The organism is Cobetia sp. UCD-24C, from assembly GCF_001306765.1.
Taxonomy (GTDB): Bacteria; Pseudomonadota; Gammaproteobacteria; order Pseudomonadales; family Halomonadaceae; genus Cobetia; species Cobetia amphilecti.
The window spans coordinates 499,183-520,926 of the sequence record NZ_LJTD01000003.1; the positions used below are offsets into that span (position 1 = coordinate 499,183).

The following is a 21,744-nucleotide window of genomic DNA, read 5'->3' on the forward strand; positions in this document are numbered from 1 at the left end:
CGGCTTGCGTCCTTGCCTGCCTGCCAGCGACTCAGGTCGCGGCAGCGGTCTCGACCTGCTGTGCGCCCTTCTTGATCAGCGCATAGCCGATGCCCGTCACCAGGGTGCCGGCGACGATGGCGCCCAGGTACATCAGCGGCACATTGATGGCATTGGGAATCAGCAGCACGAACAGCCCGCCGTGTGGCGCCAGCAGCTTGGCACCTATCAGCATCGACAGTGCGCCGGTGACGGCACCGCCGGCCATGCAGGCCGGAATCACGCGCAGCGGGTCCTTGGCGGCGAACGGAATCGCACCCTCGGAGATGAAGCACAGGCCGAGAATGAAGCTGGCCTTGCCCGCCTCACGCTCCGGCTCGGCGAACTTGCTACGCGCGATGAAGCTGGCCAGCCCCATGCCCAGCGCCGGCACCATGCCGGCCGCCATGATGGCCGCCATCGGTGCATAGGTCTCGCTGGCCAGCAGGCCGACACCGAAGGCGTAGGCGGCCTTGTTGACCGGGCCACCGAGGTCGAAGCACATCATCGCGCCGAGCAGAATGCCCAGCAGCACGGCATTGGCCGAACCCATCGATTCGAGGAATTCGGTCAGCGTCGCCATCAGCCCCGCCACCGGCGTGCCGACCACGTAGATCATCACCAGACCGGTGACCATGCTCGCCACCAGCGGGATGATCAGGATCGGCTTGAGCGATTCGATCGACTGCGGCAGCTTGACGAAACGGCTCAGCCCCAGCGCGCTGTAGCCCGCCAGGAAGCCGGCGATGATGCCGCCGAGGAAGCCGGCATCTAGGGTGGCGGCCAGCCAGCCACCGATCATGCCCGGCGTGATGCCCGGGCGGTCGGCGATGGAGTAGGCGATGTAGCCCGCTAGCACCGGAATCATCAGCTTGAAGGCCGAGCCGCCGCCGATCTGCATCAGCGCCGCCGCCAGGGTGCCTTCTTCCTCGAAGGCCTTGATGCCGAACACGAAGGACAGCGCGATCATCAGGCCGCCCGCCACCACCATCGGCAGCATGAAGGACACGCCGGTCAGCAGGTGCTTGTAGGGGCCGCGCTTCTCGCCCTTCTGCTGACTGCCCTGACCGCCCGCGGCGGTGGCGGATTCCACCTCGGCGTTTTCCAGTGCCTGCTCGATGGTATCGCGCGGCTTCTTGAGCGCGGTGCCGGTGGAGGTGCGCCAGACTCGCTTGCCGGCGAAGCGCGTCGGGTCGACCTCGATATCACAGGCCAGAATCACCACCTCGGCCGCGGCGATCTCCTGCTCGGTCAGCGCATCCTGCGCGCCCACCGAGCCCTGGGTCTCGACCCGCGTCGGGTAACCCAGCGCTCGCCCTGCCTCGCTCAGGGCCTCGGCGGCCATGAAGGTATGCGCCACGCCGGTCGGGCAGGCGGTGACCGCGACGATGGACGGCTTGTGCGCCACGTCTCCACCAGCTGCGCTTGCTGCGCCGCTGGCCGTCGTGCTGACAGTCGCAGCCACGTCGGCGATGTCCTTGGCTTCCAGCACGCGGGCGCGGGCCTCGGCATTGGCCAGGAAGGCGGCGGGGTCCGGCAGCGCCTCTTCGATGGGCGCGACATGCACGCGCTTGCCGACGAAACGCTCGAGACCGGCGCTGGTCATCGGCGACGCCGCGACGATCACCAGCTCGGCGGCGGCGAGCTGGGCATCGCTCAGCACGAGTTCACGCTCGAATTGCGAGCGCATGTCGATGAGGGGCTCCCAGTCGCGACGACGGGCGGCCTGCTCCAGGCGGCGCGCCGCCAGGAAGCTGGTCGCCATGCCGCTCGGGCAGGCGGTAACGATGATGACATTCATGGGCGTGGCTCTCCGGCTGTCGCGACCTCGGCACTGGCCAATGTCTCGATGCTGGTGTGTTGTTGGAGGGTTTCAAGCTCCGGGGCGGCGGGATTGCCCGGCCCCGGGTGGGTCACGGCCTCGGCGGAAAGCGCCGTGGCATGACGCAGAATCCGTTCACGCATGGCCGCCGTGGGTGTCGGATGGCAGAGCACCCCATGCAGCATGGCGGCCAGCAGGGTATCACCGGCACATACGGTACTGACCACTCGCATGCGCGGCGGGCGTGCCCGCAGTGTCTCGGCGCCGGGGCTTGCCCACAGCACGCCTTCCGGACCGGCAGAGATCAGCGCCTGTTCGATGCCGTGCTCGACCAGACTCGCCAACGCGCGCTGGCGCGCGGCGTCGCTCTCCAGCGGCTCGCCCGCCCACAGCGCCAGTTCCTGCTCGTTGGGCTTCACGCCGCTGGGCGGCACCGCCAGACCGGCTTCGAGTGCCGTGCCGCTGGTATCCAGCCAGCAGGCAATGTGGCGGGCACGCACCCGCTGCACCAGGCTCGCCAGCTGCTCGCTGCTGACGCCCGGCGGCAGGCTGCCGGCGATGACGACGGCACAGCGCTCCGGGCTACCCTCGGCCTGCTGGCGATCGATCCAGCCATCGATGCGCGCCTCAAGCCGCGTGAAGGCAGCCTCATCGACCTGCATGCCCGCGCCGTTGATATCGGTGACACGGCCACTGGCCTCCCCGAGCTTGACGTTGATGCGGGTCGCGCCCGCGACGCGTTCGAAGGCATCACTCAGCCCCCACTCGGCGAAGGCGGCCTCGAAATCGGCCTGGTTGTCGGCGCCCAGAAAGCCGCTCAGCGTCACCGGATGGCCCAGTGTCGCCAGCACACGGGCGACGTTGATGCCCTTGCCCGCCGCCTCGAGATGGTGGCTGCGCGCCCGGTTGACCTTGCCCGGCACCAGGCTGTCGAGGCCGATGGTCATGTCCAGCGCCGGGTTGAGCGTCACGCACAATACCGGGCAGTCGGCGGCCTGACGCGTCGTATTGTCACTCATCACACTGACTCCCGCGGGCTGTGTCCATTACTGGCCGCACTACTGTCCGCATTACTGTCCGCATCACTGGCCGCAGCGCCTGAGGTGACCTCGGCAGCGGAAGGCTCGCCCTGCTCGAGCAGCGCTTCCAGAGCACTGCGCACGTCTTCCGAGGTCGGCTGGGCCAACGCGACCCGCGCCTGCTCACGCGCCGTGGCCAGGTCCAGCTCGCGCACACGCGCCTTGACCAGCGGAATCTGGCGGCTGGACACCGACAGCTCATCCACGCCCAGCCCGACCAGCACGCCGACGGCCTGGTCATCACTGGCCAGCTCACCGCAGACGCCGACCCAGGCACCGTGGGCGTGGGCGGCACTGACGGTCATCTCGATCAGGCGCAACACCGCCGGATGCAGGCCATCGGCCTGCGCCGAGAGGGTCGCATGGCCACGGTCGATCGCCAGGGTGTACTGGGTCAGGTCATTGGTGCCCACCGAGAAGAAGTCGACTTCCGGCGCGATGCTGGCAGCAGTCAGCGCCGCCGAGGGGATCTCGATCATCACGCCGACCTGCACGTCGCGCACCGGCGGCTGGCCATGTTCGGCCTCATAGGCGGCGTCCAGCTCGGCACGCACGCGATCGACGATGGCACGCGCGCCACGCAGTTCGGCCAGGTCCTTGACCATCGGGAACATCAGGCGAATCGGCCGCGCCCCGGCGGCCGTCAGCAGCGCCCGCACCTGGGTCTCGAGCACTTCCGGGCGGGTCAGGGCGAGGCGAATGCCGCGCAGGCCGAGGAAGGGGTTGTCCTCACGCGGCAGCGGCCAGTACGGCAGCGGCTTGTCGCCGCCGACATCCAGCGTGCGTGCCACCAGCGGCCGCCCCTCGAGCGCATCCAGCGCCTCACCGTACTGGGCGGTCTGGGTGGCCAGATCCGGCGCCTGCGGGTGCGCCATGAAGACGAATTCGGTACGCAGCAGGCCGACACCCTCGGCACCGCGCTCGACGGCATCGCCGGCATGGGCGGTGTTGCCCAGATTGGCGACCACCTCGACATGATGGCCATCCAGCGTCGTGGCGGGTGCCATGCGCGACTCCCAGGCGGCGGCCTGACGCTGCTCATGCCCGGCGATCGCCTCTTCGGCACGCGCGCGGCGACTGGCCGAGGGCATCACGCTGACGCGGCCTCGTTCACCATCGACGATCAGCTCGCTGCCATCGGCGATCGCCAGCACGCTCGGGCCAGCCCCGACCACCGCCGGAATGCCCAGCGAGCGCGCCAGAATCGCGCTGTGCGAGGTCGCCCCGCCCAGCGCCGTGACCAGGCCCCGCACGCGAGTGGTATCCAGGCGCGCCACATCCGACGGGCCGATGTCCTCGGTCACCAGCACATGCGGTGTCTCGGGGGCGCTGGGCAGCGGCGTATCGGTCAGCACGCCGAGCACCCGCCGACCGACATCGCGCAGGTCGGCGGCGCGTTCGGCCAGCAGGCGATCGGCGAGGTTCTCCTGGGCGCTGGCGGCGCTGTCGATGGCCGACCACCAGGCCGCTTCGGCGCTGTGCCCTTCATCGAGGCTCTCGCGCGCCGCGGCAAACAGCTCCGGATCGCCAAGCATCTCCTCGTGCATCGAGAGAATCTCGGCCATCTCGGCGCCTTCGGCACGATTGACCAGCGCCAGCAACTGCTCGCGCGCGGTCTGGATACTAGCCACCAGGCGCTCGGCCTCACGATCGGTGCCGGCATCGCTGCGCGTCTCGTAGACGAAGCGCGGCAGGCGCATCACCCAGCACGGCGCGATGGCCATGCCCGGCGAAGCGGCCACCGCAGGCACCACGCTGTCGGCGGCGGGAGCAGCCTGCTGGGTGTCGCCGGTGGCTTGCTGTTCGCTGGCCTCCAGCGGCGTGGCGGCGTCGGCGCGCCAATCGGCCAGCGGCTCCACCGCCTCGCCGAGACCGGCCTGCACCGCGCTCACCATCATGCTCAGCGCCGCCTGATTGGCCGCCGAGTCATCGCCGGAGGCGCTGAAGATCAGCGTCTGGCCGCGGCGTGCGCCCAGCCCCAGCACCTTGGTCAGACTGGCGGCACTGACCACACCGCTGTCATCGCCTTCCAGTCGCAGCGCCGGAATGACGCCATGCTGCTCGCCGGCTTCGCGCGCCGCCTGTACCAGCTGCTTGGCCGGACGCGCATGCAGGCCGTGGGCGTTGAGCAACACGACCTGAGCCAGCTGCGCCGTGGCGGACTCCCCCGACAGCCGCGCCAGCAGGGCGCTGGCCGACAGGCCCGGCAGGCTTTCGCCTGCGCCCTCTTCCAACAGCGTCAGCAGGCGCTCCAGCAACGGCTGATGCTGGCCCTGCTGGGCATCGACTGCCAGACAGGCCAGCGCAGTGATGCGTCCGTGGCGCGTCTCCAGCGCCTTCTCCGGCGTGACGATGGCCAGCGCCGAACGGGTGACATCCTGCTGCGACTGCGCCAGCCACACGCCCTGCCCCAGCGCCACCGGTTGGGCGGCGAGCATGGCCGAGATGAAACCATCACTGACACAGCCGGCCTGACGCAGGCGCGCGGCCCCCGCCAGCACCAGCTCGTCACGATCGCGCGCGGGGAAACCGCACAGCAGCGTCTCGGCATCCAGGCGCGGCGGTACCACCTCGCGGCCCAGCTCGCTCAGCACTTCCTCGGCGGTGGTCGCCGAGGCCAGGCGCTCACTGACACCGTCGCGATCCAGCACACGCGTCAGCGCGCGCAGGATATCGAGATGCTCATCGGACTGTGCCGCGATGGTCACCAGCAGGAAGACGCGATTGCCGTCGTGCCACTCCACGCCCTGCGGAAACTGCAGGACACGCACCCCGGTGGCCAGCACGGCCTCGCGGCTGTCCGGCGTGCCGTGGGGGATCGCGATCCCCTGCCCCAGGTAGGTGGAAGACTGGGCTTCACGCGCCAGCAGGCCCTCACGGTAGTCGGGCGTGGCGCGCCCACCGGCGACCAGAGCATCGGCGGCCTGTTGCAAGGCATCGCGCCAGTCGCTGGCATGGGCGGCGAGAAGGATGTCCTCGCGATCAAGACTGAGCATGGCTGGCTCCTTGAGGCTCCCTTCTGATGAGGAGCCTGGATGTTGGCAGTGCGCTGCAAGCGTGTATTTCAGCTGCCGCGACACGTCACTTGGCGAGTTCCGACAGGGTAGCGGCGTCATGGCGTGATGACGAGCGTGCTGAATCGTGTCACCTCGATAGGACTCATGCTGGCCGTTTTCTTGCGCCCGATCAAGCGAACACAAACCGAAAACGTGCTTCTGGTGACTAGACATTGGGCGTAGAGCCGCCTGTGGCGCGGGCTCGAGAGGAGGCGAGCGAGGCGTGCCCGGCGCAGAGAGGATTTGCACCCGAGCCCACAAGTGCGCATCATTCCTCGCACATGGAGCACGCAGATCCCGTTCCCCCTTTCCAGCAAGGACAGTGGCATGACCCTGGCAGAAATCGCGCGTCTTGCAGGCGTTTCACGCACCACCGCCAGTTATGTGGTCAATGGGCAGGCACAGGCACGACGTATCAGCCCCCAGACGGTCGAGCGCGTCATGGCGGTGGTACAACGTCATCACTATCGGATCGATGCCCAGGCAGCCGCGCTGCGGCGTGGTGAAAGCCGCACGCTGGGCTTCATGCTGCCGGATCTGGAGAACGCCAGTTATGCCCGCCTGGCCAAGTTGCTGGAGCGCGGGGCACGTGAGCGCGACTATCAGCTGTTCATCGTCTGCTCCGACGATGAGCCGGAAACCGAGCGCGAGCTGGCGCGCATGCTCAAGGCGCGGCGGGTCGATGCGCTGATCACCGCCAGCTGCCTGTCCCCCGATGACCCCTTCTACCGCGAACTGGCGCTGGATGGCTTCCCGGTCATCGGTGTCGACCGCGCGCTGGATACACGCCACTTCGCCAGCGTGGTCAGCAACAATGAAGATGCCGCCCGCCAGCTGACCGAAGCCGTGCTGGAACACGCACCGCAGCGACTGCTGTGGCTGGACGCCTTGCCGGAGATCGATATCACGCGGGCGCGCGCCAGCGGCATGCAGGCGGCGCTGGCGCACTATCAGCAGCGCACCGGCAGCAGCGAGCTTGAGGCCACCACCCTGCATGCCGCGCGTTACGAGCGCGAGGCCGGCGCGGCGGCGTTGACCGAGCATCTCCGCCATTCACCGCTGCCGGACGCCATCGTCACCGCCTCCTACACCTTGATGGATGGCGTGCTCGATGTGCTGTTCGCCGAGGGGCCGCCGGCCAATCCGCCCAAGGCGATGGCCAGCTTCGGCGACGACCGCCTGCTCGACTTCCTGCCGCTGCCGATCCATTCACTGCCCCAGCGTCACCAGCAGATCGCCGATGCGACGCTGACGCTGGCACTGCAGGGCATTCAGGGCCAGACCACGCCCGGCGTGACGCTGGTGGAACGCGAACTGCGCCGCCGCCAGCACTGAGGTGATGTCTTAGGTGATGCCTGAGGTGATGTGTCTGGCCGAGGGCGGCTTTGCTGGCGCTAAACTGTGCTGGCGCCAGGCTGTGCTAGCGCCAGGCTTGACCGGCATCATGGGCGATACGGTGATCGCGAATCTCGGCCAGCAGCGCCGCCACCGCGGCCTCGATGCGGGTGCGCGGCGTGTCGGATGCCAGCAGCAGCTCCAGCTGCAGGGCGGCATCACGCAGCAGGTCGTGATCCAGGGTGGCGGCGCTGCCCTTGAGCAGATGGGCTTCATGCTGCAGCTGCTTCAGGTCCATGTGTTCCACCGCCCGTGACAGGCGCTGGGACTGCTGCTCTAGCTGCTCCTCGAAGGCCGCCTCGAGGGCCGCGATGCTGTCGGCATCCAGCTCATCCCGCAGCGCAGGCGTCACGGCCTGTGCAAGCTCAGCCGCTGAGCCGCCAGATGTCCACGCCTCTCTAGTGTTCATGCTCGTGTGTCCCCCTTCTGTCCCTTCCCGTTTGCCCTCGCTCTCGTCCTCGTCCTCGCCCTCAGGCTCACGCCGCTCGATGGGGCCAGCCGCCGACGGCTCACTGACCTTGTCTGCTTCTGCTTCAGATTCAGTGGAACGCGCCTGGGCCTCATGGATCATGCGACGCCGCGCAGCGGGGGAATCGAGTGATGCCACCAATGACGCCGCACGCGCGAGTGCCTCACCGGTTTCCGGCGGTGCCTCGAAGTGGGGCGGTCGCTCGGTGGTAGGGGAATAGTTGATCGGGTCGAAGGGCTGGGTGCTGGCGAGGGCATTGACGCGCCATTCGCCGAGGTCCTGGCTGCCCGACTGCCAGCGCGCCAGCATGCTGGCGAGCTGCTGACGCCGGATCGGCTTGGACAGGAAGTCGTTCATGCCCGCCGAGAGGCAGCGCGCACGCTCCCCCGCCGCCACATTGGCCGTCATCGCGACGATAAGGCTCGGCGCACGCCTGTCACTGTGCTCCATGGCGCGCCAACGCCGCGCCACCGCAAAGCCATCCAGTCCCGGCATGCGCAGGTCGAGCAGCACCAGCACCGTATCGCGCTGGCGCGCATACCACGCCAGCGCCGCCTCGCCACTGTCGACCGTCGTCACCGTGTAGCCCAGGCTACTGAGCATGGAGTGGGCCACTTCGCGATTGATGTGATTGTCGTCGACCACCAGGACATGCTCGCCACGGCTGAGCGGCAGAGGCGCGGAGGTGAAGGCCGGTCGCTTGAGCGCCGCGGCGCGTGGCAGCGGCAGCTCGAACCAGAAGCAGGCACCCTTGCCCGGGCGTTGCTTGAGGCCCAGTCGCCCGCCCATCAACTCGACCAGCCGCCGCGAGATCGAAAGCCCGAGTCCGGTACCGCCGAAGCGGCGCGCAGTGGAGGCATCGCCCTGGCTAAAGGGCTCGAACAGCTGGGCGGCCTGTTCTTCACTGACTCCGATGCCGGTGTCATCGACCTCGAAGCACACGCGCCCCGCCGGCAATGCCTCGACCAGCAGACAGACACGCCCCTGCTCGGTGAACTTGAAGGCATTGGAGAGCAGGTTGAGCAGCACCTGACGCAGACGCACCGAATCGCCCATGACCTGCTCGGGCAGCTGGGCAGAGCGGCGGTCATCGAAGACGATGCGCGTGCTGTCCATCTGCGGCAGCAGCAGGTCGATCACGCCATCGATGGCCGTGTGCAATTCGAAGGGACGTCGTTCGACGCTGAGCTTGCCGGCCTCGATCTTGGAAAAGTCGAGGACATCATCCACCAGCCCCATCAGCACTTCGCCGCTGTCGCGCAGGCTGCTGGCATAGCGGTGCGCACTGCTCTGCAGCGGTTCGGCCAGCAACAGCTCGCTCATGCCGATCACGCCATTGAGCGGGGTGCGAATCTCGTGGCTCATGGTGGCCAGAAATTCGGACTTGGCGCGACTGGCCTGTTCGGCCCGCGCCGCCTCGTGCTTGAGGGCCGACGACATCGCCAGCATCTGCAGGCGGGCCTGTTCACGCCCGCGGGCCTGCAGCCAGACCTGACGGCAGACCATCAAGGTGGCCAGCAGCATCAGCGCCAGCAGCAGCAACATCAGCTGCACCAGGCTGTCGCGGCTCTGACGCTCGTGGGCCAGCTCCTCGGCCAGGCGTGCGCGTACCCGCAACAACAGCGTCTGGGTGGTATCGGCCAGTGCATCGCTCAGCTTCTGGAACTCCGCCGCCTCGCGACCCTCGGGCCCCAGCACCTGGGAGCGCTGTGCAGCGTCGTTGTCTGGGAAAGCATCGTCAGCCTGGGCGCCCTGCACCGGGCCCGTGCCCTCGAACACCGGGCCATGCCGCCACTTTTCCAGCCGCAGATCGAGATACTCGATCTGGCTCATCAACTCATCGGCCAGCAGCGGCACGGCCGGCAGGGTCATCAGATGGCGCTGGAAATCCCCTCGCCGGAAGATATAGGTGCGGCTGTAGAGCAGCTCGTAATTCTGCAGCACTTCATTCCAGATGCTGGCACGATCGGCTGGCCCGGCGACGCGATAGCGCGCTATCGAGGAGGAGAGGCTGACCGCCTCGCGATCCAGCTTGTAGATCGACCAGACGGCGTCGTCGCGGGTGCGGTCTTCCAGGCTGACCTGGTTGTGCAGGATGGTGCCACCGATGCCGATGGAAGCCAGCAGACACAGGATGCTGATCGCCATGCCTAGCCACAGCGGCCAGCGCGCGGGGGAATTGCCGCTTCCGCCCACACCCGACGCGGCAATGCCCTGATCAGCAAGGGACTGATCAGCAGCGGTGCCTGAAAGCGGGGATCTTTCATCCGGCGACTGATTCACTGCATGACTCCATGTCATCTTGCGCCTGAGGGGTCAGGCGCCAGCCCTCGCTCACTCCAGCGTCAGCCCGGTGACCTGCCAGACACTGCGAAAGCGTACCTGCTCATTGAGCAATTCCGGATGAGCATCGAAGGGATACAGCACGAACAAGGGCCCGAGGTCACGCACCGGCATGCGCTCGCCGTCGCGGCGCGTGGCCAGCAGGACATCGAAGTCCTCGATGTCGCTGAGGGGAATCTCGGCCACGAAGTCATTCAGTGCCCGCACCTTGAGTCCCCTGGCATCTTCAGACACCCGCGCCACCAGCTCGCGCAGCAGCGGGCCGGAGAAACTGACACGCCCCTGGGTCCAGGGGGTGTGGGTGGCCACCACGCGCGACGGCATGGCTTCGAGCATCGCCAGATCGAAACGCGCCCGCGGTGCCTGCAGGGAACCGGCATTGCCACAGCTGACAGCGCCCTCGACCGTCAACACCACCGGCCCGCTGGGTGCGGGCAGGCAGTCATTGGCCGCCAGCACGTGGCGCTCGCCTGTCGCCAGCGGCGCCTCGGCGGCCAGGGCCGCAGGGCTGAAGAGGCTCGCCGACAGGCTTGTTGCCAAGGTCGCGGCCAGGCTCGCTGTCACACTTGCGGCCAGGGCGACCTTGCGCCAGATGGAGCTGCGCGAGCCGTGCCCGCGATTGACTGGCCTGGACAGCGGACTCACGAGGCGCTTCGCCGATGGATCATTCATGCCGGTTTCCCATGCTATTGTGCGAACGCCATGTGCATTCAAGGGCCCAACTTTACGCTAGCTCGCGCATGCTTTGCGAGCCTGCGAACCTCGCGCCACGACGAGTTGTCACACTCAACGCACGGAGCCACTCATACGCCCAGACCCAGGCCCAGGCCCACGCCTGTGCCCATGGCTGGCGTTCGTCGCCTGTTACGCTATCGCTTGTTAAGCGCCAGCTGATAATAGTCAGCTGACCACTATCCGTCTCCACCTGCCATCGAGCCTGCTTCATGTCTGCCACTTCGTCCGCTTCGCTGCCTGCCAACGGCTCTCCCACACCGACTGCTGCCCTGCCCCGCGTGCTGGCAGGCCCGATATTGCGCCGTGTCACCGCCGAGGGCGTGATGCTGTGGCTGGTGACCTCTCGCCCACAGCAGGCGCGGGTGTGGCTGCTGCCGGAGCAGGACGCAACGCCTCTTGCGCGAGGTGAGGATGGCCTGCCGACGACATCAAGCTGTCGGCTGACGGAACATCTGGCGATGCCGCTGGGGGAGCACGCCTGGCTGCTGTTGATCGAAGCGCATCCCGACACGCCCTTGCCCGCCGACTGCGCCATCGCCTACGAGCTGGGCCTGGCGGAGCCGTCTGCGACAACGGCAGCGTCAACGGCAACGGAAGCGGCAGCGTCATCGTCAGTTACGCCCGAATGGCAGGGCATCGCCGACTGGGCGCCTCAGATCTGCTACCCCGGTGAAAGCCTGCCGCGCTTTCGACTGCCGTCACGCCTGACGCGTGTCGCGCATGGCAGTTGCCGCAAGCCGCATCACGGCTTGAGCGACGACGAGCAGCAGGCGCAGCAGAGTGCAGAAGACGCTGCGTCGACCGATCGCCTTGAGACGCCGCCGCCCAAGGGCCCGGGTGGCGACGGACTGGTGGCGCTGGATCGCTGGTTGAGCGAGCGACGTGAGAGCGTCGCCGAGTGGCCGGAGGTGATGCTGTTCACCGGCGATCAGATCTACGCCGACGATGTCGCGGGGCCGATGCTGGGCGCGATCGATCAGCTGATCGCGGGGCTGGGGTTGCCGGAGGAGACGCTGATGGAGGCCGAGGTCTCCGATACTCGCGAGCTGCGCCAGCACCCCTCGCACCTCTATCACCGCCCGCAGCTGCTGCCGGACATGCCGGCCAACGAAGGCGTGGCCGCCAGCTTCTTCGGTGCCAAGCGCAAGCCCATCTTCACCTCCACCGGTGCCGACAACCATCTGATCGGCCTGTCGGAAGTCATCGCCATGTACCTGCTGGTGTGGTCTGACGTGCCGTGGGAGGCGCTGGGCATCACGCTGGAAGACCCCTCGGCGCTCGAGAGCCATGACGACGCCACCCGCGAGCGCCATGCCACCGAGGCCCGCCATCTGCGGCGCTTCTGTGGCGGACTCGCCCAGGTACGTCGCCTGCTGGCCAATGTGCCCAGCCTGATGATCTTCGATGATCACGATGTCACCGATGACTGGAACCTCAGCGCCGCCTGGGAGGAAGCCGCCTATGGCCACCCCTTCTCGCGCCGCATCATCGGCAATGCGCTGACCGGCTATCTGCTGTGCCAAGCCGCCGGCAACGGGCCGGAGCCACTGGCGGAGCTGCTGGAGGAGACACGGGCGCTGTTCACTCATGCCCTGACTGGCACTGACAAGGCCGCAGACGGCCATTTCGATGTCGAGCGTCAGGAGGCGTTGATCGCCCACCTGCATCGCTGTGAGAGCTGGGATTATCAGCTCGACACCACGCCGCCGCTGATCGTGGCCGATACGCGCACCCGCCGCTGGCGCAGCGAGCGCAAGCTCTCGCATCCCTCGGGGCTGATGGACTGGGAGGCGCTGAGCGAGCTTCAGCAACGGCTGGTCGGCCATCCGGCCGTGGTGTTGGTGTCCCCGGCGCCGATGTTCGGCGTCAAGCTGATCGAGAGCATCCAGAAGCTGTTCACGCTGGCGGGCAAGCCGTTGATGGTCGATGCCGAGAACTGGATGGCGCATCGCGGCGCGGCCAGCGTGATGCTCAACATCTTCCGCCACTCGCGCACGCCGCAGAACTTCGTGATCCTGTCCGGCGATGTGCACTACTCCTTCGCCTACGACGTGCGCCTCAAGCATCGCCGTTCAAGCCCGAGTATCTGGCAGATCACCAGCAGCGGCATCCGCAATCGCTTCCCGGTCGGCCTGCTGGATGTGCTCGATCGTCTCAATCGCTGGCTGTACGCCCCGCGCTCGCCGCTCAATCTGCTGACACGCCGGCGCAACATGCGTGTCACGCCGCGCCGTCACGATGCGGCCAGTCAGGGCGAACGCCTGCTGAACGCCTGCGGCATCGGGCTGGTCGACCTGGACAGCGACGGCCGCCCCACCGCCATCCGCCAGCTGACCACCGACGGGCAGGAGGTGCACTTTGTGCCCCGTCGCTGATGCCCACTGCCCGCCGCTGGCGCTGATTCACCATCCCGGCTATCGGATAGCGCTGCCCGAGAAGCATCCCTTCCCGATGGACAAGTTCAGCGTGCTCAAGCGCCTGCTCGACCGCCAGCTGGCCGACTGCGCCTCGGCCGTCGACTGGGTGACGCCCCAGCCCGCCGAGGAGGATGACCTGCTCAGCGTGCATACCCGCCGCTATGTGCATGAATTTCTCACTGGCACCCTGAGCGCGCAGGCCCAGCGGCGCAGCGGTTTCGTGTGGAGCGAGGCACTGCGCGAGCGCAGCGTGCTGGCCGTGGGCGGCACCCTGACCACCGTGCGCGAAGCGCTCAAGCGCGGACTGGCCTGCAATACCGCGGGCGGCACCCATCACGCCCACCCGGAGGCCGCCAGCGGTTATTGCCTGCTCAACGACATCGGCGTGGCGGCGCATCAGGCGCTGGAGGACGGCGTGAAGCGCGTGCTGATCGTCGATCTCGATGTGCATCAGGGCGATGGCACGGCGTTGATCTTCGCCGACGAGCCGCGCGTCTTCACGCTGTCACTGCATGCCGAGAGCAACTTCCCGGCGCGCAAGCAGCAAAGTGATCTGGACGTGCCCTTGCCCAGGGGCATGGGCGATGCGGACTACCTGGCGGTGCTGGAGCGTACGCTTGAGGAGGTGCTGGCGCGGGTAAGCCCGCAGCTGGTGATCTTCGATGCCGGTGTCGACCCGCATGCCGCGGACAGGCTCGGCCATCTCGAGTTGAGCGACAGCGGCCTCTACCACCGCGAGCGGCATGTCATCCAGCGCTGTCGCGCGGCGGGCGCCGCCGTAGCCTGCGTGATCGGCGGCGGCTATGACCGCGATATCGAGGCGCTGGCATGGCGTCACAGCCAGCTGCACCGTGCGGCGCTGGATGTCTGGCGCGAGGCGCATGGCCAGCCTGCCCTGTTCGGGCCGCCCGACTGAACTTGCATACCGTCGTGCCTACCGTATTGCCAAGCGCCTTGCCTACTGTCTTGCCAGGCTCCTTGCCAAGCGTCCCCTCAACGAAAACGCCCGCCATCGAGGATGGCGGGCGTTTTCGTTCAGGCCTGTAGGCAAGATTCCAGCGACATCACTTGAAGGCGGTGACTTCCACCTCGTCGCCGACACGCAAGGTAGGCTTGCGCGAGGGGTCGAGCGCGACGAGGTTGTAGCCGAAGTGCACCTGGCCATCCGCGAAGCGGCGCACCCGTGCCAGCGTCTTGAGCGGCTCGCCGTCGCCACGCTTGTCGCCCGTCGCCGGGTCGACATTGACCATCGCACAGCGGGTGCAGGAGGACACCAGCGTGAAGCGTGCCTCACCGATGCGCACTTCCTGCCAGCCATCCTCGGCCCATGCCTCGGCGCCGCTGATCACCAGGTTGGGGCGGAACTGATCCATGCCATGCTCCGCACTCGGGGTCTGGGCGTTGAGCGCCGCCAACGAAGCCTGATTGGCCAGCAACAACGGGAAGCCATCGGCGGCGCTGACGCGCTGCGCGATGATCTCGCGATAGCGCTCCGAGCGCTCGCCCAGCCAGCTGAGCCTGACCGGCATGCCGACCTGCTCACTCAGCCAGGCATCAGCCTCAAAGCTCACGCTCAAGGCAGTGAACCGATCGGCCCACACCTGGATGTCGAGACGCTCGGCCTGGTCATCGGTGGCAAAGCTGACGCTACCGCATTCGGGGCGATCCAGATGCCACAGTCGCCACTGGCCGCTGGCATCTTCGCGCAAGGCCAGTCGCTGCAGCTGGGGATGCGTGCGCGCGGTGACGAACTTGCCACGCGCCGCGATCACCACGAAGCGGCGGTCCTGGGTGAGACCTTCCTCGCCGAGCGTCGCTGTCTCAAGCGCCTCAGCGGCGCCGGACTTGAGGGGATAGCGCCACAGGTGGGTCAACTGCATGAGAGGTTTCCTTGCCAGAGTCCATCAATTCGAGAATTCAGCGAACGGTGCGCCCGAGCGGTATCAGCTCGCGGACGAAGCAGATCCTGCGTCATCTGGCGCCTTGGCCTGTGCGGTATCTGTCTGTGTCGCATTCCGCTGGGCCGCATTCACCACAGGGATGTCGTCATCCATGGCGTCCAGGCTGATCACGTCGGGGCCCGAGAGCGCCACGCTGGAAATCAGCGCCTTGACGCCCAGCCCGACCTTGAGGCCCAGCTCCTGACACACCAGGCGGTCGACCCGCGCCCTTACCCGCTGGCCGGCGATGCCCAGCACCAGCTCGGCGCTGGCATGGCCGCGCTCGCTCTCGATCTCGTGGATCACGGCCGGCAAGGCATTGCGCAGGCTGGTATGGGTCGGCGTCTCCAGCGCGATGCTGATGTCACGCGCCCGCAGCCGCAGTCGCACACGACGCCCCACCGGCATCGCCAGCCGCGCCAGCTTGAGGCTCAGCCCGGCGCCCAGCCCCAGACGCGTCAGCTGCCAGTCATCATCGTGCGACAGCACCTCGGCGGTCAGCAGCGAGCCCGCTTCGAAGCGGCCGGTCTGCGGTGCCAGGTCCAGCCGTGACAGCATGTCACCGATCTCGCCGCTGGCGGTGATGCGGCCGTTGTCCACCAGCGCCAGACGGTCGGCGACCGCGAACAGCTCACGGGTGTCATGACTGACGAACAGGATCGGAATCTCGATCTCGCGTGCCAGCCGCGCGATGTAGTGCAGCAACTCCTGCTTGCGAGCGCCGTCGAGGCCGGTCAGCGGCTCATCCAGCAACAGCATGCGCGGGCGTGACAGCAGGGCGCGGCCGATCGCGACACGCCGCGCCTCGCCACCGGACAGCTGGCCAGGCATGCGCGACAGCAGGTCCTCGATGCCCAGCAGCGTGACCATCTCATGCAGGCGTGACTGATTCTGTTGGCGCTGGGCAGGCGTCAGGGCGCGCGGCATGCCGTAGCGGAGGTTGCCGCGCACGCTGTAGTGCGGAAAGAGGCGCGGCTCCTGGAAGACGACCCCGAGCCTGCGACGATGCGCCGGCACGAAGATATCGTTCTCGCCGCCCGTCAGGCACTCGCCGTCCAGGCGCAGATGGCCATGGTCGGGACGTTCGAGGCCCGCGATCAGGCGCAGGATGGTGGTCTTGCCGCTGCCGGAGCGCCCGAAGAGCGCCGTGACGCCGCGCGCCGGCACCTTGAGCGTGGCATCCAGCGTGAAGGCGCCCTGCTGACGAAGGAGGTGGAAATCAAGCATCACGCCCCTCCATGCGCAGTCGCGCGCGACGTGCCAGCCACTCGGAGGCCAGCAGCGACAGCATCGCGATGACGACGGCGATGGCGCACAGCCTGGCCGCGGCGCCTTCCTGGCCCGGGGTCTGGATCAGGGTATAGAGCGCCAACGGCAGCGTGCGGGTCTCGCCGGGGATATTAGCGGCGAAGGTGATGGTGGCACCGAACTCCGACAGCGCGCGGGCGAAAGCCAGCATGCCACCGGTGAGAATGCCCGGCAGCGCCAGCGGCATGGTCACCGTGAACAGCACGCGCAGCGGGTTGGCGCCCAGGGTGCGGGCCGCGGCCTCCAGACCCGGGTCGATGGCCTCCAGTGACAGGCGCATCGCGCGCACCATCAGCGGAAAGGCCATCACCGCCGCCGCCAGCGCCGCGCCCTGCCAGGTGAAAGGCAGCACGATATCGATCCTGGCCAGCCACTGGCCGATGGCACCATTGCGCCCGAAGGTGACCAGCAACAGGTAACCGACCACCACGGGCGGCAACACCAGCGGCAGATGCAGCAGACCATCGACCAGCGCCTTGCCACGAAACTCACGTCGCGCCAGCCACCAGGCCGCCGCAAAACCGGGAATCAGGCTCAGGCCGACCGCGACGCAAGCCACCTTGAGGCTCAGGCTCAGGGCTTCCCATTCCAGCGCACTCAGCATGGATCTTCCTCAGACGAAGACAGGTTCTCGCACATGACGTGACGCGAAGCGCCGGCAGACAGCCTCGCCCGCCTTGATCACGCCGATGTGACAGCAGGCTCCCAGTGTAGCGGTCTCATCTTGTCGATGACATGCCAGCGTATGACGCAAGGCACCTCGACGCTGATCCAGCGGCTAGTCGGCATCAGGCTGCGCAGCAGAAGCCTGATGGGCGAGCGTGCTGAAGCCGAAGCGATGGAAGATGGCGCCGGCCTCGTTGCTGGAGAGCCAGGCCGCGAAGGCCTCGGCCTGTGTCGACGGCGCATCACCACCACGGCTGATCAAGGCGGCAGGATAGTGGATGGGGTCATGGCTGCTGTCCGGCAGCAGGCCGATCTGATGCACCCGATGGCTGATGGCGGCGTCGGTGGCATAGACGATCCCCAGCGGGGCCTCGCCATGCTCGACCAGCGCCAGCGCGGCGCGCACGTCCTCGGCGCTGGCCAGGCGCGAGCGCAGCGTCTGCCACTGCCCCAGCGCTTCCAGCGACTGACGCGCATAGATGCCCGCGGGCACGTGGTCGGGGTCGCCGACGGCCAGGCGAGTGTTGCTGCCGGTGGCGGCGAGACGCTCGGCCACATCGGTGACATCCTCGGCGTTGCTGACACTGGCGTCCAGCTGGCTGGGGCCGGGCGCGACCAGCGCGAGACGGTTGCCCAGCAGGTCGTGACGACCGGTGACGACGATGCCGGCCTGCTGCTCCAGCCAGTCCATCCAGCGCTCATTGGCCGACAGATACAGCTGCGCCGGAGCCCCATTGGCCAGCTGACGCGCCAGGGTCGAGGACGAGGCGTAGACCGGCATGATGTCCACGTCGGCGAGACGCTCGTAGCGCGCCTCGATGGCATCCAGCGCGTCATGCAGCGAGGCGGCGGCCATGACACGGATCTGGGGGCGTTCGTCTGCCTGAACCGGCGCGGCCAGCAGTGCCAGCATCAACGGGGCCGCCAGGCTGGCGCCTCTCAACAGCGCTGATGAAGAAGATAGCGCTGATGAAGGAGTTGGCGCTGATGACGAAAGCCGTAGCGGAGAGGCAAGCAAGGCGGCCCGGGCGCGCAAGCGGGTAGCGAATGACATCTACAGGGTCCTTGAACAGTGAGACGCAGCGACGAGGCCTGCTGCGCATTGATCTCGCCATGATGCCGCGCTCGCTCGCCATGTGCATCTCATGCGGGCGCAATTGCCGCGCGGGGCGCGGAAACCGTCAACCCTGATTGTCGAACGCCAGCGGCATGAGGCTCGCTTGAGGCTCGCTGGCTGCCGGTCAGCGCCCGTCTGCCACCAGCCACAAGTTGGTCATCGGAAGCCGCCGGCTGGCGGATGTTTCGCCGCATCCGGCTACAGGCAAACGCGAATCACTCACATGTATGCCATTCGCTCGACCAGATCGGCTACAATGCTGGCCAAAATGGCAGGGAGACGCTGGCCCACACCCCAGCAACGACGCGATTCCTGCTTTCATGCTTTCTTTCACGCTATTTGCCGCTTCAACGGCAGACAACAGCGGCGGGTGCCACCAAGTCATGCCTCCAGTACTTGACGAATTTCAGGGCCTCAGTGCCTTCGATGCCATCATGCGCTACGGCAATCTGGGCGCAGGAGCCGAGCATCTCGGTATCTCCAAGTCCACGCTCAGCCGCCGGATCAGCCATCTCGAACACCAGCTCGGCCAGCCACTGCTGCATCGTCAGGCCAACCGCCTGATTCCCACCGAGGCCGGCACGCTGTTCTATCAGTACTGCCAGCAGATGCTGTCGCTGGGCGAGCGCTCGCAGATCGCGCTGGATGAACTGCGCGAGGAAATCAGCGGTGATATCACCGTCAGCGCGCACCCGCACTTCCTGCGTGGCTGGTTCAATCATGTGCTGACCGACTTCATCGAAGAGTATCCGGGCATTCGCCTGACCCTGACCGCCAACCACCTGCCGCCGTCACGCGATGATGACCAGGTGATGCTGTGGCTGTGGGAAGGGCCGGCCAAGGACACCGGGCTGCGCGAGGAGATTCTGGGTCAGCAGCAGCAACATCTCTACGCCCACCCCAGCTATCTGCGTCAGCACGGCCATCCGCAGCACCCCAGCGAGCTGACCTCCCATGACTGGGTCAACCTGATCGACCGCCATCACCCCAATCTGGTGCTCAACCACCCCGAGGAAGGCGAGTATCGCCTGAGCCTGCCACCGTCACGCTTCACGGTCGACAACGTGGTGGTGCATGCCGACCATATCGCGCACGGCGCCGGTATCGGCCTGCTGCCGGACTACCACGTGCGTACCCGGGCGACGGCGCACCCGGGACAGTTCGAGGCCTGCCTGCCCGAGTGGAAGGGGCCGTCGATTCCGGTCAGCCTGCACTATCCCTTCGGCCATCCGCCGCGCAAGCTCGGCGCGCTGCTCGACCATATCCGCCGTCGCGTGCCGACGGACTGGACCCGCTGATCTGTCGGCCTGACAATCCTGCAGGCCGACAGATCAGCGGTTGCTTCAAACTTCTCAGCTTCACGACTTCTCAGTTCCACAATTTCACAGCTTCACGACTTCACAGCAATACTGACTGCCCGTCAGGATTGCTGGCCGAACAGATGACGGCGCGCCTCCTCATCCATCGCCACATTGGCGGCCGGATTGATGTCATCGATACGCGCCATTGCCCGCTTTACGCCATCACGCTCGGCGATGCGGGCACGATAGGCGGCGACCGCCGGGAAGCGCGTCAGATCGATCTCCTGCTTCTCGGCCTTCAGCCACGGCCAGATGGCCATGTCGGCGATGCTCAACTCGTCCCCCGCCACGAAGTCACGCCCCGCAAGCTGGCGCTCCAGCACGCCGTAGAGGCGCTCGCCTTCCTTGTGATAGCGCTCGATGGCGTACTCCACCGGCTCTGGCGCGTAGTGCGTGAAGTGATGCACCTGACCCAGCATCGGCCCCAGGCCACCCATCTGCCAGTGCAGCCACTGCAGCACGTCATTGCGGGCGCGAGTTTCCTGCGCCAGAAACTTGCCACACTTGTCGGCCAGATACTCCAGAATCGCACCGGACTCGAACACCGAGATCGGCGCACCGCCATCGGCTGGCGCATGATCGACGATCGCCGGCATGCGATTGTTGGGCGAGATGGCCAGAAACTCCGGCGCGAACTGCTCGCCCTTGCTGATGTTCACCGGAATGAGGCGATACTCGAGACCGGCTTCCTCCAGAAAGATCGTGATCTTGTGGCCGTTGGGTGTGGTCCAGTAATACAGATCAATCATCTGTGGGCTCCTGTGCAAGGACATAGCAAAATGGCTCGAACGCCCATGAGCGTTCGAGCCATCGAGGAGATCATGCTCATCGCCAGGCCCCTCGTGCAGCTTTTCACCAGGGGCATTGCGAGCATGTTCGTTACTGCAGGTGTTACTGCAGGCGTTACTGAAGGTGTTATTACTGCGGAATCTCGCTGGCACGCGGCGCCTTGCGCGCCATGCCGTCGAAGAGATCCATCATGCGCTCGCGCCACTGCACCAGCGGGTCGCCCGCATCTTCCGTCTCACCGAAGGGCGAGGTATCGGAGACGATGTGTGCCCAGATGAAGAAGCCGAAGACCAGGTAATCCGCCGCCGCCGGGGCATCGCCATCCATGAAGGGCTGATTGGCGAGCAGGCCACGCAGCGGCTTGAAGGCGCTGTCCAGGATGCCGCGTGCGGCCTCGACGTTGTTGAATTCCTCGAAGGGCATGCCGAAGCGGGCTTCGCGGCTGGTGCGGAAGTACTCGCGGTCATCCGGATGGATGGCCGCCAGCAGGTCCAGCGCCACCAGGCGGAAGAAGCCGACCGCCATGACCTGCTCGGTATACACCTTGACGAAGTTCAGGCGTGCCTCGGCATGTGCATCGCCGATCAGCAGGCCATCGCCGCTGTCTGGATAATGCGCGTCCAGATGCTTGAAGATGTCATAGCTGTCCATCGCCACGCCGTGCGCATCCTTGAGCACCGGCACCGTGGTGGAATCGCAGAAGTCGATCGGGCTCTTGTCGGTGAACAGCATCGGCACGAGTTCGGCCGCAAGGCCCTTGTGGGCGAGTGCCAGACGCGCACGCCAGCAGAACGGCGAGAAACGCAGGCGGTCATCACGGCCACGCAATTCATGGAGTACTGGGGTCATGCGGGTCTCCTTGGGTGTCATTGAGATCTGGTGTCACTAAGGCCTGAGGTCATTGGGGCCTGGTGTCTTTCAAGCTTGATATGAACGGCATGACTTCGCTGCGCGCGCCCTGCCCTTGGCATTGTTTTGGACGTTGTGCCGCGCAAATGCAAGCAAAATGAGCATTCGTTCAACATCGCACTGAGCGCCACTCAAGGCGCGAAGGCTCGCTCACCCTTGCAGTGACGGGAGGTTGGACCCATTGATGAGGGTTGCATGACCAGGGCCGGACATTGACCAAAGGATATTGATGACACCCGGCCTCGACAGCGCGAATAATGGGGCCCATCGCTTTCGCGCCAGCCACTTCCTGCCCTGATCCCCTCTTTCATTTTCCAAGG

At 66.8% G+C, this 21,744-nt stretch carries 15 protein-coding genes; 4 read left to right on the top strand and 11 right to left on the bottom strand.

From position 1 onward, the window contains the following. Positions 1-31 precede the first annotated feature (31 nt). The 3 genes from AOG28_RS06305 to ptsP are packed head-to-tail and all read right to left on the bottom strand — an operon-like array spanning position 32 to position 5,915. Positions 32-1,819: a PTS fructose-like transporter subunit IIB gene (locus tag AOG28_RS06305; protein ID WP_054555667.1), complete on the bottom strand. Its 1,788-nt coding sequence runs from the start codon at positions 1,817-1,819 to the stop codon at positions 32-34. Further along, positions 1,816-2,859, bottom strand: coding sequence for a 1-phosphofructokinase family hexose kinase (locus AOG28_RS06310; protein ID WP_054555668.1), 1,044 nt, complete (start codon positions 2,857-2,859; stop codon positions 1,816-1,818). Before AOG28_RS06310 ends, AOG28_RS06305 begins: the two co-directional genes overlap by 4 nt. Then, positions 2,859-5,915 carry a phosphoenolpyruvate--protein phosphotransferase gene (gene ptsP / locus AOG28_RS06315; protein ID WP_082388378.1) on the bottom strand — a complete coding sequence of 1,019 codons (3,057 nt, stop codon included), beginning with the start codon at positions 5,913-5,915 and terminating at the stop codon, positions 2,859-2,861. The genes AOG28_RS06310 and ptsP overlap by 1 nt, the downstream gene beginning before the upstream one ends. A 387-nt stretch (positions 5,916-6,302) precedes the next feature. Between ptsP and cra the strand changes: the two genes are divergently transcribed. Then, positions 6,303-7,310 carry a catabolite repressor/activator gene (cra, locus tag AOG28_RS06320; RefSeq protein ID WP_054555669.1) on the top strand — a complete coding sequence of 336 codons (1,008 nt, stop codon included), beginning with the start codon at positions 6,303-6,305 and terminating at the stop codon, positions 7,308-7,310. Between the two features lie 85 nt (positions 7,311-7,395). On the opposite strand, the gene AOG28_RS06325 is transcribed toward cra, so the two are convergent. Together AOG28_RS06325 and AOG28_RS06330 are read right to left on the bottom strand one after the other, a co-directional pair. Continuing rightward, positions 7,396-9,987: an ATP-binding protein gene (locus AOG28_RS06325; RefSeq protein WP_160317853.1), complete on the bottom strand. Its 2,592-nt coding sequence runs from the start codon at positions 9,985-9,987 to the stop codon at positions 7,396-7,398. A gap of 186 nt (positions 9,988-10,173) precedes the next feature. Then, positions 10,174-10,854, bottom strand: coding sequence for an oxidoreductase (locus AOG28_RS06330; protein WP_225996288.1), 681 nt, complete (start codon positions 10,852-10,854; stop codon positions 10,174-10,176). A gap of 272 nt (positions 10,855-11,126) precedes the next feature. On the opposite strand from AOG28_RS06330, the gene AOG28_RS06335 reads away from it, so the two are divergent. Further along, entirely contained in the window at positions 11,127-13,292 is a 2,166-nt protein-coding gene (locus AOG28_RS06335) for an alkaline phosphatase D family protein (RefSeq protein ID WP_054555671.1), read from the top strand. Next, entirely contained in the window at positions 13,276-14,250 is a 975-nt protein-coding gene (locus tag AOG28_RS06340; RefSeq protein WP_054555672.1) for a histone deacetylase family protein, read from the top strand. Before AOG28_RS06335 ends, AOG28_RS06340 begins: the two co-directional genes overlap by 17 nt. A gap of 148 nt (positions 14,251-14,398) precedes the next feature. Here AOG28_RS06340 and AOG28_RS06345 read toward each other — a convergent pair whose 3' ends face one another. The 4 genes from AOG28_RS06345 to modA form a co-directional block, all read right to left on the bottom strand. Next, positions 14,399-15,214 (bottom strand): MOSC domain-containing protein, encoded by an 816-nt coding sequence (locus AOG28_RS06345; protein WP_054555673.1) that lies wholly within the window; start codon positions 15,212-15,214, stop codon positions 14,399-14,401. 63 nt (positions 15,215-15,277) lie between these two features. Next, complete coding sequence (gene modC, locus AOG28_RS06350) at positions 15,278-16,501, bottom strand: molybdenum ABC transporter ATP-binding protein (RefSeq protein ID WP_082388382.1); 1,224 nt, start codon at positions 16,499-16,501, stop codon at positions 15,278-15,280. Further along, entirely contained in the window at positions 16,494-17,186 is a 693-nt protein-coding gene (modB, locus tag AOG28_RS06355; RefSeq protein WP_054555674.1) for a molybdate ABC transporter permease subunit, read from the bottom strand. The genes modC and modB overlap by 8 nt, the downstream gene beginning before the upstream one ends. Before the next feature lie 174 nt (positions 17,187-17,360). Beyond that, on the bottom strand, positions 17,361-18,302 hold the full coding sequence (gene modA, locus AOG28_RS06360) for a molybdate ABC transporter substrate-binding protein (protein ID WP_235506963.1): 942 nt from the start codon (positions 18,300-18,302) through the stop codon (positions 17,361-17,363). Positions 18,303-18,748: 446 nt separating this feature from the next. Between modA and AOG28_RS06365 the strand changes: the two genes are divergently transcribed. Further along, the gene (locus AOG28_RS06365; RefSeq protein ID WP_054555676.1) at positions 18,749-19,663 is read left to right on the top strand and encodes a LysR family transcriptional regulator; all 915 of its coding nucleotides are present in this window, start codon (positions 18,749-18,751) and stop codon (positions 19,661-19,663) included. Positions 19,664-19,785: 122 nt separating this feature from the next. Here AOG28_RS06365 and AOG28_RS06370 read toward each other — a convergent pair whose 3' ends face one another. Both AOG28_RS06370 and AOG28_RS06375 read right to left on the bottom strand, forming a co-directional pair. Continuing rightward, a complete protein-coding gene (locus tag AOG28_RS06370) occupies positions 19,786-20,475 on the bottom strand; it encodes a glutathione S-transferase C-terminal domain-containing protein (RefSeq protein ID WP_054555677.1) in 690 nt (229 codons plus the stop codon). Positions 20,476-20,644: 169 nt separating this feature from the next. Next, a complete protein-coding gene (locus tag AOG28_RS06375; protein WP_054555678.1) occupies positions 20,645-21,364 on the bottom strand; it encodes a glutathione S-transferase N-terminal domain-containing protein in 720 nt (239 codons plus the stop codon). Between the last annotated feature and the right edge of the window lie 380 nt (positions 21,365-21,744).

Coding starts and splice junctions, on each gene's coding strand:
- AOG28_RS06335 (WP_054555671.1), top strand. CDS start 11,127: ATGTCTGCCACTTCGTCCGCTTCGCTGCCTGCCAACGGCTCTCCCACA.
- AOG28_RS06375 (WP_054555678.1), bottom strand. CDS start 21,364: ATGACCCCAGTACTCCATGAATTGCGTGGCCGTGATGACCGCCTGCGT.
- modB (WP_054555674.1), bottom strand. CDS start 17,186: ATGCTGAGTGCGCTGGAATGGGAAGCCCTGAGCCTGAGCCTCAAGGTG.
- AOG28_RS06365 (WP_054555676.1), top strand. CDS start 18,749: ATGCCTCCAGTACTTGACGAATTTCAGGGCCTCAGTGCCTTCGATGCC.
- cra (WP_054555669.1), top strand. CDS start 6,303: ATGACCCTGGCAGAAATCGCGCGTCTTGCAGGCGTTTCACGCACCACC.
- AOG28_RS06310 (WP_054555668.1), bottom strand. CDS start 2,859: ATGAGTGACAATACGACGCGTCAGGCCGCCGACTGCCCGGTATTGTGC.
- AOG28_RS06345 (WP_054555673.1), bottom strand. CDS start 15,214: ATGCAGTTGACCCACCTGTGGCGCTATCCCCTCAAGTCCGGCGCCGCT.
- modA (WP_235506963.1), bottom strand. CDS start 18,302: ATGTCATTCGCTACCCGCTTGCGCGCCCGGGCCGCCTTGCTTGCCTCT.
- AOG28_RS06325 (WP_160317853.1), bottom strand. CDS start 9,987: ATGGCGATCAGCATCCTGTGTCTGCTGGCTTCCATCGGCATCGGTGGC.
- ptsP (WP_082388378.1), bottom strand. CDS start 5,915: ATGCTCAGTCTTGATCGCGAGGACATCCTTCTCGCCGCCCATGCCAGC.
- AOG28_RS06330 (WP_225996288.1), bottom strand. CDS start 10,854: ATGAATGATCCATCGGCGAAGCGCCTCGTGAGTCCGCTGTCCAGGCCA.
- modC (WP_082388382.1), bottom strand. CDS start 16,501: ATGCTTGATTTCCACCTCCTTCGTCAGCAGGGCGCCTTCACGCTGGAT.
- AOG28_RS06305 (WP_054555667.1), bottom strand. CDS start 1,819: ATGAATGTCATCATCGTTACCGCCTGCCCGAGCGGCATGGCGACCAGC.
- AOG28_RS06370 (WP_054555677.1), bottom strand. CDS start 20,475: ATGATTGATCTGTATTACTGGACCACACCCAACGGCCACAAGATCACG.